This window comes from Pseudomonas sp. Teo4, assembly GCF_034387475.1.
Taxonomy (GTDB): domain Bacteria; phylum Pseudomonadota; class Gammaproteobacteria; order Pseudomonadales; family Pseudomonadaceae; genus Aquipseudomonas.
Map to the genome: position 1 here is coordinate 2276177 of NZ_JAXCIL010000001.1, position 12390 is coordinate 2288566.

Here is a 12390-nt window from a genome sequence, read left to right on the forward strand (position 1 = left end):
TTTCGTGAAAAACCAAAATTTTTCCAGGTGCTGTAACCCGACCGGCCCACACCGCGAACTACTCCATGAGCCGCCGGTACACCACCACGGCCCCACTTCCCGGAGACCGCATCATGAAAACCCTCGCCCTCGCCACCGCCGCTCTCGCCCTGGCTTCGCTGGCCGGTGCCGCCCTGGCCGCCGACGCAACCGACAAAGCCGCCACTGCCGTCGCCATGGAGAAATGCTACGGCGTCGCCATGGCCGGCAAGAACGACTGCAGGGCCGGTGCCGGCACCACCTGCGCCGGCAGCGCCAAGAAAGATTACGACGGCATGCACTGGAAGAACGTGCCCGCAGGCACCTGCACCTCCATCAAGACGCCCAGCGGCATGGGCTCGCTGACCCCGATCAAGTCCTGAGCAGAGGCCGCCGATCATGAACGGGATCACCTCCATGGGTGCAGGCCTGGGGCTCAAGGCCGAGCACTATGCCGACGCCTGGGCGTGCCAGGCCCGCGGGCTCTGGTTTGAAGTGCACCCAGAAAACTACATGGTCGGCGGGCCACGCCTGGCTTGGCTGGCACGCATAGCCGAACGCCATCCACTGTCGCTGCACGGCGTTGCACTGTCATTGGCGGCGGACGCCGAACCGGATGCGGCGCACTTGCGCCGCCTGCGGACGCTGGTCGACCAGGTGCAGCCAGCACTGGTGTCGGAGCACCTGGCCTGGTCCACCTGGCGTGGGCAGTATCACCCCGACCTGCTGCCTTTCCCCCGCAGCGACGAAGCCCTGGCCCGTATCAGCGACAACATCCAGCGTACTCAGGATGCATTGGGGCGCCGTATCTCGCTGGAAAACCCCAGCCACTACCTGCTTCTGGAGGGGCACGACTGGGATGAAATCGACTTTCTGGACGAACTGGCGCGCCGCACGGGCTGCGGCCTGTTGCTGGACGTCAACAACGTGCACGTCAGTGCGCACAACCTCGGTTTCAGCGCAGCGGCGTACCTTGAGCGGTTTCCGGCCCAGGCCATCAGCGAAATACACCTGGCCGGCCACAGCCACGACGCCCAGGGCCGCCTGCTGATCGACTCCCATGACGCCGCCATCGCCGAACCGGTGTGGGCCTTGTACCAGCAGTTGATCAACCGTATCGGCCCGCGCCCGACCTTGATCGAGCGCGACGGCAACCTGCCTGCATTCGCCGAGCTGCTGGCCGAGCGGAACACTGCCCAGGCGCTGCTCGACCCGGCAGGAGCAAGACCATGAAACTTTCCCTTGGCCAGTTTCAGGCTGCCTTCATCGACGCGCTTTACCTGCGCCCTGCCCCGCAACTGGCCGCGCTGACCGAACACCCCGCTTTCGCGGTGTACCGCAACACCGTGCTGGCGGGCTGCGTCGATGCCCTGCGCGCCAACTTCCCCAGTGTCGAAGCCCTGGTCGGCTCGGCCTGGATGCAGGACGCCGCCGCGGCCTATGCGCAACGAACGCCGCCCGACGACCCACGACTAATCCATTACGGCGCGGACTTCGCCGACTTTCTCGAACAGTTGCAGGCACAACATGGCCTGTCCTACCTGCCCGATGTCGCACGGCTGGATTTCGCCTGGTGCGAAGCGTTCAGCGCGCCCCGCGAACCCTGCCTGGTGCTTGCCGACCTGGCCGGCATGACGGCCACCGACCTGGCCAACAGCTACCTGGCCCCACGCAGCAGCGTGCGTTGGCGCTGGTTCGCGCAGCACCCGGCCTTCAGCCTGTGGCGACACAGCCGTGAAGGCCTGGCCTGGCCGCAAGACCAGCCTTGGGTCGCTGAAGGCGCGCTGCTGAGCGGCAATGCCGAAGGTGTCGCCCAGCAAGCACTGGCACTTGGCGGCTGCATCTTTCTCGATGCCTGCGCCCAAGGCTTATCACTGGAACAGGCCTCTGCGCTCGCGCAAGACGCGCAACCCGACCTGGATTTCACCGACCTGCTCGGTCGGCTGCTGCATGCCCAGGTATTCCGTCCACTTTCGTTCGCTTGAAGGAGCCACCATGGACATCACCCATTGCGCTGCCCCGAACAACGGCCTACGCCATCGCTGGAACCGCCTCGCCGAGCGGGTGCAGCACATGCTGAGCGATACCCTGTTGTGCCTGGTGGCCCGAGTCGGGATCGCCTCGATCTTCTTCCTGTCTGGTCGCACCAAGGTGGAAGGGTTTCTGAGCATCACGCCCAGCACCTTTGAGCTGTTCCGAACCGATTTCGCGCTGCCACAGCTGTCGCCCTGGCTGGCGGCCCACCTGGCCACTTACGCCGAGCACCTGTTCCCGCTGCTGCTGGTCCTGGGGCTGTTCACTCGGTTGTCTGCCCTGGCCTTGCTGGGCATGACCACGGTTGTCGAAGTATTCGTCTACCCCGACGCCTGGCCGACGCACCTGACCTGGGCCGGCCTGCTCCTGCTATTGATCGCACGGGGCGCAGGCGCGCTGTCGCTCGACCGGGCGCTGGGGGTGCGTTGAGCGCCAGCGACGCAACATCCTGAAGCATGCTTTTTCAGCATGGTATTTGAATATTTTCAGCATTAGACGGCATCGTTCGCGACTCGATAGTCTCGCTTCCACTTCGAACAAGATCGTAAGGTGGAACCGGAATGACGACGCGGATCACAGCAACCGAGCAGGCGATCATCGACAGCGTGGAAAGCCTTCGCGGGCGAGCCGTCGAGCTGCTGGCGGAATTGGTGGCGCGGCCTTCGCTGCTGGGCGAGGAAGACGCCGCCCAGGCGCTGGTCAGTGAGGTGTTTGCCGAGGAACTGGGGCTGTCGGTGGAGCAGTTGGCAATCGATGAGGCACTCATTCGTGAGCACCCTGGGTACTCGCCATCGCTGATTTCCTACGACGGCCGCATCAATGTCATCGGCACCCACACACCCGCCCGGGCCTCGGGCCGCTCGGTCATTTTCAACGGGCACATCGACGTGGTGCCTGTGGGTGATGAGCGCCTGTGGACCCGTCCGCCGTTCGAGCCCTGGGTCGAGGGCGACCGCCTGTACGGCCGTGGTTCTTCCGACATGAAGGCCGGCATCGCCAGCTACATCATCGCGTTCAAGGCACTGCGCGAACTGGGCCTGACGCCCGCGGCGAAGGTGATTCTGCAGTCAGTCATCGAGGAAGAATGCACCGGTAACGGCGCCCTCGCCTGCCTGGTGGCCGGGCACACGGCCGATGCGGCGATCATCACAGAGCCCACCGCCGGCCTGATGACCTGCCAGATGGGCGTGCTGTGGCTGACGCTGGAAGTCAGCGGGCGCCCGGCACATGCGGCCCTCTCCAGCCAGGGCAGCAGCGCGGTGGACTTCGCCCTGGACTTGTTCCGCGGCCTGAAGGCCCTGGAAGACGAGTGGAATGCCCCAGCGAACAAGCATCACTGCTACCACCACCATCCAAAACCGGTCAATTTCAACCTTGGCCAGATTCACGGCGGCGAGTGGACGTCATCGGTGCCTTCCATGTGCCGTCTGGATATTCGTATCGGCATCTACCCGGACAAGACCGTCGAACAGGCCAAGGCCGAGGTCGAGGCACGCCTGGCACAGGTGTTCGATGCGCACCCCGCCCACGGCGCGCAGCAGTATCAGGTCAGTTATGGCGGGTTCCACGCCCAGGGCTGCGAAGTGGACTTGAACCAGCCGGTGATCCGCTCGTTGCAAAGTACCTATGCCGATGTGATCGGCGAGGCCATCCCCCATGTGACCTTTGAAGGCGCCACCGACGCGCGCTTCTTCAACCTCTACGGCGGTATTCCGGCGACCTGCTACGGGCCGGTGGGCGGCTCCATCCACGGCATCGACGAGTGGGTATCGATCGACAGCATGCTCGACGTGGCCAAGGTCCTGGCCGTGTTCATGGCCCGCTGGTGCGGTCTGCAAGCCACAGAACAATAAAGCTTCACCCCTTTTTCGCTTCAACCCTGCCAAAACAAAAACTAAACAGGCGCATTCCGATGCACAGCAGACACGCTTTGCTCCATTGCACGGCCGGCTCGTTAGCGGCCTTTTTTACCCTCGCGCCACTGGCGAGTCAGGCCGCCGGCTTTCTTGAAGACAGCTCGCTGACCCTGAACACCCGCCAATGGTACTCCCACGAAATCGGCCGCAAAGACACCCGCTTCCAGGCCACCACCCACGAAGGCAAGCGCGCGGTACGTGACCGCACCGCCTGGCTGCAGGGTGCCAAGCTCGACTATGTATCGGGCTTCAGCCAAGGCCCGGTCGGTTTCGGCCTGGACCTTTCACTGTACGGCGCGGTAGCGCTGGAACGCAGCCGCTTGGCGACTGCAGGTGGCAGCAACCGCCTGCTGGTAGACAAGGACGGCAACGTGGTCGACGACTGGAGCAAGGTCGGCGTGGCGGCGGCCAAGTTCAAAGTCGCCGACACCGTGATGAAAGTCGGGCGGCACCAGGTGCGCACACCGGTGATGGGCTACTCCGATACCCGAACCCTGCCGGCTTCGTTCGACGGCTGGTCGCTGGAAAGCCAAGACATCGACAACCTGACGCTCAAAGCCGGTTACTTCGACCGCGCCACACCCCGCACCGGCGCAGGCAGCCAGGACCTCGGGTTGTCGTTCGTCTCGCGCCAGGTCAACAGCGACTGGGTGGCCTACCTCGGCGGCGACTACAGCTACGCCCAAGGCAGCAAGGTCAGCCTGTACGGTTCACGCTTCGAGGACATCTGGGACCGCGAGTACCTGGGGCTGACGCACAAGCACATATGGAGCCCGCAAAGCGCCAGCGAAGTGCAGGTCGATTTCTACAACACCCGCTCCAGCGGTCGCGAACTGGCAGGCAAGATCGACCAGCAAGCCTATGGCCTGAGCCTGACCCAGACCTGGCTCAACCACTCGCTGAAGTTCGGCGTGCAGCAAATCGTCGGTGACGAGTACTTCGACTACGTGGCCGAGTCCAACGCCATCAACCTGCCCAACACCATGCTGTCGTATTACAACGGGCCTAACGAGCGCTCGTTCCAGATCAACTACGTGAACGACTTCGCCGCTTACGGTTTCCCTGGCTTCAAGACCATACTCTGGTACATCAAGGGCTGGGGTATCGATGGCAGTCATTACGATGGTGGGCGCAACGCGGCGTACGGCTCGGTGCTGAGGCAGGACGGCGAAAGCCACTACGAGGTGGGCACCTTCGTCAGCTACGTCTTCCAGAGCGGGTCGCTCAAGGGTGCCAGCGTGCTGACCGGAAATGCCTGGCACCGTGCCAGCGATCGGCAGATCGAAGGCAACCTCGAAGAGTTTCGCCTGATCTTCAACAAGCCATTCAAAATTCTCTGAGGCCTAGCGCAGCTACAGCCCTTTACCGCCTTGCAAGGTGACACCATGAAAAGCATTACCGCAGAAAACGCCGTGGATGCGGCGCCTTCGAACCTGGACCCTGCCCAGACCCGCAAGATCGTGATGGCCGCCTATGTCGGCACGGCGCTGGAATGGTACGACTTCTTCCTGTTCGGCACGGTGGCGGCGATTGTCTTCGCCCCGCTGTTCTTCCCCGCCGAAGTGTCTTCGCTGTCTGTGCTGGGTGCGTTCCTGAGCTTTGGTGTCGGCTTTGCCGCACGCCCGCTGGGGGCGATGATTTTCGGCCACATCGGCGACCGTTACGGGCGCCGTGCGGCGCTGGTGATTACGGTGATGATGATGGGTATCGCCACCACCCTGATTGGTGCGTTGCCCACCTATGCCAGCGCCGGCATCGTCGCACCCATCTTGCTGACCCTGTTGCGTGCCGTGCAAGGCGTGGCCGCCGGGGGTGAATGGGGTGGAGCGACGTTGCTAGCCATTGAGTATGCGCCGCCGCGCCAGCGCAGCCTGTATGCCTCCATCGTCCAGCTGGGCTCGCCGACCGGCACCCTGTTGTCGTCCGGCGCCGTGGCGCTGGCCGCCTCGCTGCCGGGCGATGCCTTCCTCGAATGGGCCTGGCGCGTGCCGTTCCTGGTGTCCATCGTGCTGGTCGGCGTCGCCCTGTGGCTGCGCTGGAAAGTCGAGGAAACCCCAGCCTTCCGTCAACTGGCGAACGAGAATCGGACCGAGGCCATGCCGGTGCTGGAAGTGTTCCGCCAGGTACCGGGGCGCCTGGTGCTGGGCATCGCCTCGTTCCTGTATTGCAATGCCGGATTCTTCCTGATCACCGCATTCATGATCAGCTACGTGACCAAGACCCTCGGCATGCCGAACAAGGTCATTCTGCAAGCCCTCACCCTGGGTGCGCTGATGCAGATGGTGACCCTGCTGTTCGCAGGCCGCCTGGCCGACCGCATAGGTTCGGGCAAGACGGTGGTGATCGGCTACCTGGTGACCTTGGTGCTGGCGTTCCCGACGTTCTGGCTGGTGGACACCCGCGAGCCGCTTTTGATCTGCATGGCGATGGTGCTTGGCCTGGGCCTGGCGACCATTCCCTACGCCCCCATCGGCACCCTGCTCAACGGACTGTTCCCTGAGCACCTGCGCTACACCGGCCTGGGCCTGTCGGCGAACTTCTCGGGAATGATCGCAGGCTTCATGCCAGCCCTGGCGACCTGGTTCCTGATGCTGTCGGACGGCAAGTCGTGGGGCCCGGCACTGCTGCTGGCGATGATCGCCTTCATCTCACTGGTGGGCGCCTGCATCGCCATGCGCATCACCCGTAACACCTCGCACTGACGCTGCGGGCGCTCCCGGCGCCCCGCCCTTTTCATCCGACTCACGAGCGGTTCGACCGAACTGCGGCCCCCGCTCGCCTTCAAGGAGCCCGATATGCACGCAACCGAACGCCATTTGCGCGAGCAACTCGCTGCCTGCTACCGCCTGGTCGCGCACTACCGCATGACCGACCTGATCTTCACCCACATCTCGGTGCGCCTGCCCGGCCCCGAGCATCACTTTCTGATCAACCCCTACGGCCTGCTGTTCGAAGAAATCACCGCCAGCAACCTGGTGAAGATCAATTTGCACGGCAACCCCGTGGAGCCCACCGAACACCTGGTCAACCCGGCAGGCTTCGTGATCCACAGCGCCATCCACCGCGCCCGTGAAGACGCCCAGTGCGTGCTGCACACCCACACCCGCGCCGGCTGCGCGGTGGCCGCCCAAGCCCAGGGCCTGCTGCCGCTGAACCAGATGTCGCTGAGCGTGTACGGCAAGGTCGCCTACCACACCTATGAAGGTGTGGCACTGAACATGGACGAGCAGCAGCGGCTGGTGGCGGACCTTGGCAACAACGATGTGATGATTCTGCGCAACCACGGTTTGCTGTCGGTGGGGGCCAGCGTCGCCCAGGCGTTCATCCGCATGTTCTACCTGGAGAAAGCCTGCGAGATCCAGCTCAGCGCCCAAACCGGTACCGAGCTGGTGCTGCCGCCTGCCGAGATCTGCGAACACGCCTACCGACAGCTCAATGACCCAGGCCGGGCACGGGTCGAAGGCGAGCTGGGCAACCCTGACGGCATCCAGTTGGCCTGGCACGCGCTGCTGCGCCAGCTCGAACGCATTGCACCGGACTACAAACTGTGAGCGCCGCCTTGAACCCGCGGCCTCGGGCCATCGCGTTTCTCAGCGACTGCGCCGACATGGTGCCGCTCGCCAGTGTATTCAAACGCCTGTACCCGACGCTTGAGGTGCGCTGGGGGGACGACCTGGGCAGACGGGAGGACATCGAAGTTGCTGTTTGCTGGTTCCCGCCAGCCGGTGAACTCGCCAGCTTGCCCAACCTGCGCTGCATCCAGTCGGTGGGGGCGGGTATCGAGCACATTCTGGCCGACCCACAGCTGCCTGACGCGCTGCCGCTGTTCCGCATTCTCGACCCGCACATGGCGGCGGGCATGTCTGCGTATGTCAGTTGGGCGGTGATCCACCGTCAGCGTGACCTGCCGGCGTTTCTCGAAGCACAGGCACAAGCGCACTGGCGCGAACCGCAAGTCACGCCGCCACAGTTGCACCGGGTTGGCATCGCCGGCTATGGCACCCTCGGCCAAGCCTGCGCCCGTGTGCTGGTCGCGTTGGGTTATCAGGTGCGTGGCTGGAGCCGGTCCGCCAAGGATGACCCGGTGCCAGGGGTCGAACAGTTCGTGGGTGCCGACCGCCTCGACGATTTCCTGGCAGGCTGCCAGACCTTGGTTTGCCTGCTGCCGCTGACCGAACAGACGCGAGGCTTTCTTGGCCGCGATACTTTCGCCCGGCTGCCCCAGGGCGCCCATGTGATCAACGTCGGGCGTGGCGACCACCTGGTCGAGGCCGACCTGTTGCAAGCCCTGGACAGCGGCCACCTGGGAGCGGCGACTCTGGATGCCTTCAGCGTCGAGCCGCTACCGGCCGACAGCCCGCTGTGGCGTCACCCGCGCATCAGCATCACCCCGCACATCGCCACCCGCACTTCGTTTGCAACCATCGCCACGCAGACCCTTGAGAACTTCGCCCAAGTGGTCGCCGGCAGCCCACCGTCTGCGCGTCAGGTTTCGGCACAACGCGGCTACTGAACAGAGGAAACGTTCCATGAAAACCATGAAGAAGCTGTTCGTCGGCGCCCTGCTGGTCGCTGGCGGTAGTGCCGCCAGTGCGGCCGAGCAGGATGCCTGGGTCAAGGACGCTGCGCTCAAGGTGCAGGACGAAGTGGTGCAACTGCGTCGGCAGTTCCACCAGTACCCGGAACTGGGCAACCAGGAGTTCGCCACGGCCAAACGGGTGGCCGACTACCTGCGCCAGCACGGTATCGAGGTGCGTACCGGTGTCGCCCGTACAGGCGTGGTGGGCATTTTGAAAGGCGGTAAACCGGGGCCTGTCATGGCCCTGCGCGCCGACATGGACGCGCTGCCAGTGGCGGAAAACACCGGCTTGCCGTTCGCCAGTACCGTCACCGCCGACTACCAGGGCAAGCCATCGCCAGTGATGCATGCCTGCGGCCACGACACCCACACCGCCATGCTGCTGGGCGCTGCGCGGCTGCTTGCCGAGCATCGCCAGGACATTGCCGGTACCGTGGTGTTCGTGTTTCAGCCTGCCGAGGAAGGCGCTGCCGACCTCGACAACTTCACCCAAGGCGCCGAGGTGGGTGCGCGCAAGATGATCGCCGAAGGCGTGCTGGACAATCCCAAGGTGCAGGTGATGTTCGGCCTGCATGTGGTCGCGGGTATTCCCAGTGGCGAGCTTCGCTACCGCCCCGGCGCGCTGATGAACAGCGCCGACGGCCTGCGCATTGACCTGCAGGGTACCCAGGCCCATGGCTCGATGCCGTGGAAAGGCCACGACCCGGTCGTGGCCGGGGCACAGATCATCAACGGCTTGCAGACCCTGGTCAGCCGCCGCGCCGACTTGAGCCAGGGCATGGGTGTGGTGTCCATCGGCAGCCTGCACGCCGGCATCGCGCCCAATGTCATCCCCGACAGCCTGAATATGCTGGGCACCATTCGCACCAGCGACGACGGCATTCGCAAGACCCTACTCGACGACTTGCCAGGCATGGTCGAACACCTGGCATCCGCCAACGGCGTCCAGGCCAAGGTGCAGTTGTCCGAGTATGCCCCGGTGCTGATGAACGCACCGAAGCTGACCAAAGCAATGATTCCGGCGCTGCAACGGGCATCGGATGGCAAGGCGGCCCTGCTGCCACAGTCGTTCGCCGCCAGCGAAGACTTCGCCCATTACGCCAACCGCGTCCCCAGCCTGTTCGTGCTGTTGGGGGCGACTACGCCGGGTACGGACATGGCCAAGGCGCCGATCAACCACAGCCCATTTTTTACGGTTGACGAAAGCACCTTCAGCACGGGCGTGCGCGCCCATGTCGAGTTCGTCCTCAACTACCCCGCCCTTGCGAGCAAAGCCGGATGAGCAACCTGATCAACCCCAACCCGGTCACCCGCCGCACCTTGCTGCGCTGGATCGGCAACACGGCGGGCGCAGCCGCGATGTACCAGGCCATGTCGGCCTTGAGCTTTGCCGGCGAGTCGCCCGGGCGCGGCGGCTTCACCCTGGATGCCGCACCCAAGGGCGCCAGCGTGGTGGTGCTGGGCGCGGGCCTGGCCGGCATGACCGCAGCCTTCGAGCTGCGCAAGGCCGGCTACAAGGTGCGGGTGCTGGAGTACAGCCCCAAGGCGGGCGGACGTTGCTGGACGCTGCGCGGTGGCGATCGCTTCACCGAGTTGGGCGGCGCCACACAACACTGCACCTTCGACAAAGGCCAGTATTTCAACCCAGGGCCGTGGCGCATTCCGTATCACCACTACGCCATTCTCGATTACTGCCGCCAGTTCAAGGTGCCGCTGGAGCCGTTCATCCAGACCAACTACAACGCCCTGTTGCACAGCAGCTCGGCGTTCGGTGGCAAGCCGCAGCGCTACCGGGCAGTACAGGCCGACTACCAGGGTCATGTGGCCGAATTGTTGGGCAAGTCGGTCAACCAGGGCTCGCTGGACCAGGCGGTTACCCGCGAAGACCGCGAAAAACTGCTGGAAAGCCTGCGCACCTGGGCCGGGCTGGGCAAGGACATGGGGTACCGCACCTCGCTGGACAGCAGCATGCGCCGAGGCTTTGCCGTGGATGCCGGCGGCGGTCTGATGCCTGCCGCCCAGTTCTCGTCCCCTATGGAACGGGATCAACTGCTGCACTCCGGGCTCTGGCTATACCTGATGGTCGGCCAGCTGTACGAGTTCCAGAGCAGCATCTTTCAGCCGGCCGGCGGCATGGATGCCATCGCCTCGGCATTTGCCGGGCAGTTGCAAGGCCTGATCCGTCTCAACGCCAAGGTCACCCGCCTACAGCAAGACGCCAACGGCGTCACGGTGACCTACGACGATCTCGGCAACGGCCAGACACTCCAGGAAAAAGCCGACTGGTGTGTGTGCACCCTGCCCTTGTCGATTCTCAGCCAGATCCCGTGCGATTTCGCCGCGCCGATGCAGGCAGCGGTGCGCGCCGTGCCCTACGGCGCGTCGGTGAAAGTCGGCCTGCAATTCAAGCGCCGCTTCTGGGAACAGGACGAACACATCTACGGCGGTATCAGCTACACAGACACACCGATCGGCCAAATCGGCTATCCGAACTGCGACTTCGGCAGCGACGGCAAAGGGGTGCTGCTGGGGGGCTACATGTTCGAGAACAACAACGCGTTCGAGTTTACCGCCATGAGCCCCGAGCAACGAATCGCCAAGGCTTTGGAATACGGCAACCAGTTGCATCCGCAATACCGCGAGTGCTTCGACAGCGGTATCGCCGTGGGTTGGCATCGGGTGCCGACCAGCCTGGGCTGCTTTGGCGTGTGGACCGAAGAAACACGTGCACAGCACTACGACAACCTCTGCGCCATCGATGGTCGCGTGGTGCTGGCTGGCGAGCACGCCTCGCAACTGCCGGCCTGGCAGGAAGGTGCGATTCTCTCAGCGCAGAACGCCATTACCCGGCTACACACCCATGCGCTGGGCAGGCAGGTGCGGGTATGAAGACAACACTGCTAAACGGCCTGAGCCTGGCTGCGCTGCTCATCGGGGTAACTGCCAACGCCAGTGCCGCCGACGCCCCGGTGTCGCGTCCTGGGCAAACCTTCGACGAACGCGACGGCCAGGCCCTGTTCCAGGCGATCTGCCAGGGCTGCCACATGGACCATGGCCAGGGCGCACAAGGCGCCGGACACTACCCGGCACTGGCGCAGAACCCGAAGCTTGCCGCCTCGGCTTACGCAATCTTCATGGTCGGCAAGGGCCAGGGCGGTATGCCCGCCTTCGCCAGCCGCCTGGACGATGAACAGATTGCCGCGGTGGTGAGCTACATCCGCACCCATAACGGCAATGCCTTCGACACCCCGGTCAGCGCTGCTGAAGTACGCGCCACGCTCGGCCGCTGACACCAAGGACTACCTATGACATCCAAATACGTTCCCCCTGTACTCTCGGCCGGGCTTGGCCTGGTCATGGCCGGTGCTGCCAGCGCCGAGGTGCTGCGCCACCCCATTCCCGGCAGCGATTTCCCGGTGGCGTTGGCCATCGAGATCCCAGCGTCCACGACCTTGGTCAACTTCAGCGGTGCCGTACCACGGGTGACCGCGCCGGAAAACCCACGCGACAGCATCGCCGCATACGGCGACACCGAACGCCAGACCGTGGATACTCTGGAGCAGTTGCGCCAGTCACTGGAAAAGCTCGGCCTTGGCATGGGTGATATCGTGCGCATGCAGGTGTTTCTGGTGGGCGACCCGGCACTGAACGGGCGCATGGACTTCGCCGGTTTCATGCGCGGGTACCAGCGTTTCTTTGGCAACGCCTCGCAACCGCTGCTGCCAACGCGCTCGGTGGTGCAGGTCGCCGGCCTGGCCAACCCGGGTTTCCTGGTAGAGATCGAAATCAGCGCGGCACGGCGCTGATCGGCGACGGCGGCTTGGGCAGCTGCATGCCCAGGCC

13 protein-coding genes are annotated in these 12390 nt (G+C 64.4%); all 13 read left to right on the plus strand.

The annotated features are described in order from the left end of the window. Positions 1-113: 113 nt before the first annotated feature. A complete protein-coding gene (locus PspTeo4_RS10300) occupies positions 114-401 on the plus strand; it encodes a DUF2282 domain-containing protein (protein WP_322363624.1) in 288 nt (95 codons plus the stop codon). A 16-nt stretch (positions 402-417) separates the two neighbouring features. After that, positions 418-1251: a DUF692 domain-containing protein gene (locus PspTeo4_RS10305; RefSeq protein WP_416196916.1), complete on the plus strand. Its 834-nt coding sequence runs from the start codon at positions 418-420 to the stop codon at positions 1249-1251. Beyond that, positions 1248-2003, plus strand: a complete 756-nt coding sequence (locus PspTeo4_RS10310; protein ID WP_322363625.1) for a DNA-binding domain-containing protein — start codon at positions 1248-1250, stop codon at positions 2001-2003. The genes PspTeo4_RS10305 and PspTeo4_RS10310 overlap by 4 nt, the downstream gene beginning before the upstream one ends. 10 nt (positions 2004-2013) lie before the next feature. Next, a complete protein-coding gene (locus tag PspTeo4_RS10315; protein ID WP_322363626.1) occupies positions 2014-2481 on the plus strand; it encodes a DoxX family protein in 468 nt (155 codons plus the stop codon). Positions 2482-2612: 131 nt separating this feature from the next. Beyond that, positions 2613-3905 carry an ArgE/DapE family deacylase gene (locus PspTeo4_RS10320; RefSeq protein WP_322363628.1) on the plus strand — a complete coding sequence of 431 codons (1293 nt, stop codon included), beginning with the start codon at positions 2613-2615 and terminating at the stop codon, positions 3903-3905. Between the two features lie 59 nt (positions 3906-3964). Beyond that, positions 3965-5308, plus strand: a complete 1344-nt coding sequence (locus tag PspTeo4_RS10325; RefSeq protein ID WP_322363629.1) for an OprD family outer membrane porin — start codon at positions 3965-3967, stop codon at positions 5306-5308. A 45-nt stretch (positions 5309-5353) separates the two neighbouring features. After that, positions 5354-6670 carry an MFS transporter gene (locus tag PspTeo4_RS10330; RefSeq protein ID WP_322363631.1) on the plus strand — a complete coding sequence of 439 codons (1317 nt, stop codon included), beginning with the start codon at positions 5354-5356 and terminating at the stop codon, positions 6668-6670. Between the two features lie 93 nt (positions 6671-6763). Then, positions 6764-7519, plus strand: a complete 756-nt coding sequence (locus tag PspTeo4_RS10335) for a class II aldolase/adducin family protein (RefSeq protein ID WP_322363632.1) — start codon at positions 6764-6766, stop codon at positions 7517-7519. Further along, positions 7516-8481 carry a glyoxylate/hydroxypyruvate reductase A gene (locus tag PspTeo4_RS10340; RefSeq protein WP_322363633.1) on the plus strand — a complete coding sequence of 322 codons (966 nt, stop codon included), beginning with the start codon at positions 7516-7518 and terminating at the stop codon, positions 8479-8481. The genes PspTeo4_RS10335 and PspTeo4_RS10340 overlap by 4 nt, the downstream gene beginning before the upstream one ends. Positions 8482-8497: 16 nt before the next feature. After that, positions 8498-9829, plus strand: coding sequence for an amidohydrolase (locus PspTeo4_RS10345; protein WP_322363634.1), 1332 nt, complete (start codon positions 8498-8500; stop codon positions 9827-9829). Between the two features lie 77 nt (positions 9830-9906). Beyond that, positions 9907-11436 (plus strand): flavin monoamine oxidase family protein, encoded by a 1530-nt coding sequence (locus PspTeo4_RS10350; RefSeq protein WP_416196949.1) that lies wholly within the window; start codon positions 9907-9909, stop codon positions 11434-11436. After that, positions 11433-11837: a cytochrome c gene (locus PspTeo4_RS10355; protein WP_322363637.1), complete on the plus strand. Its 405-nt coding sequence runs from the start codon at positions 11433-11435 to the stop codon at positions 11835-11837. Before PspTeo4_RS10350 ends, PspTeo4_RS10355 begins: the two co-directional genes overlap by 4 nt. Positions 11838-11852: 15 nt before the next feature. Continuing rightward, positions 11853-12353, plus strand: a complete 501-nt coding sequence (locus PspTeo4_RS10360; protein ID WP_322363638.1) for a RidA family protein — start codon at positions 11853-11855, stop codon at positions 12351-12353. Positions 12354-12390 lie beyond the last annotated feature (37 nt).

Bases quoted from the DNA above. Each gene is read 5' to 3' on its own strand.
- PspTeo4_RS10300 (WP_322363624.1), top strand. From the start codon at position 114: ATGAAAACCCTCGCCCTCGCCACCGCCGCTCTCGCCCTGGCTTCGCTG.
- PspTeo4_RS10305 (WP_416196916.1), top strand. From the start codon at position 418: ATGAACGGGATCACCTCCATGGGTGCAGGCCTGGGGCTCAAGGCCGAG.
- PspTeo4_RS10310 (WP_322363625.1), top strand. From the start codon at position 1,248: ATGAAACTTTCCCTTGGCCAGTTTCAGGCTGCCTTCATCGACGCGCTT.
- PspTeo4_RS10315 (WP_322363626.1), top strand. From the start codon at position 2,014: ATGGACATCACCCATTGCGCTGCCCCGAACAACGGCCTACGCCATCGC.
- PspTeo4_RS10320 (WP_322363628.1), top strand. From the start codon at position 2,613: ATGACGACGCGGATCACAGCAACCGAGCAGGCGATCATCGACAGCGTG.
- PspTeo4_RS10325 (WP_322363629.1), top strand. From the start codon at position 3,965: ATGCACAGCAGACACGCTTTGCTCCATTGCACGGCCGGCTCGTTAGCG.
- PspTeo4_RS10330 (WP_322363631.1), top strand. From the start codon at position 5,354: ATGAAAAGCATTACCGCAGAAAACGCCGTGGATGCGGCGCCTTCGAAC.
- PspTeo4_RS10335 (WP_322363632.1), top strand. From the start codon at position 6,764: ATGCACGCAACCGAACGCCATTTGCGCGAGCAACTCGCTGCCTGCTAC.
- PspTeo4_RS10345 (WP_322363634.1), top strand. From the start codon at position 8,498: ATGAAAACCATGAAGAAGCTGTTCGTCGGCGCCCTGCTGGTCGCTGGC.
- PspTeo4_RS10350 (WP_416196949.1), top strand. From the start codon at position 9,907: ATGTACCAGGCCATGTCGGCCTTGAGCTTTGCCGGCGAGTCGCCCGGG.
- PspTeo4_RS10355 (WP_322363637.1), top strand. From the start codon at position 11,433: ATGAAGACAACACTGCTAAACGGCCTGAGCCTGGCTGCGCTGCTCATC.
- PspTeo4_RS10360 (WP_322363638.1), top strand. From the start codon at position 11,853: ATGACATCCAAATACGTTCCCCCTGTACTCTCGGCCGGGCTTGGCCTG.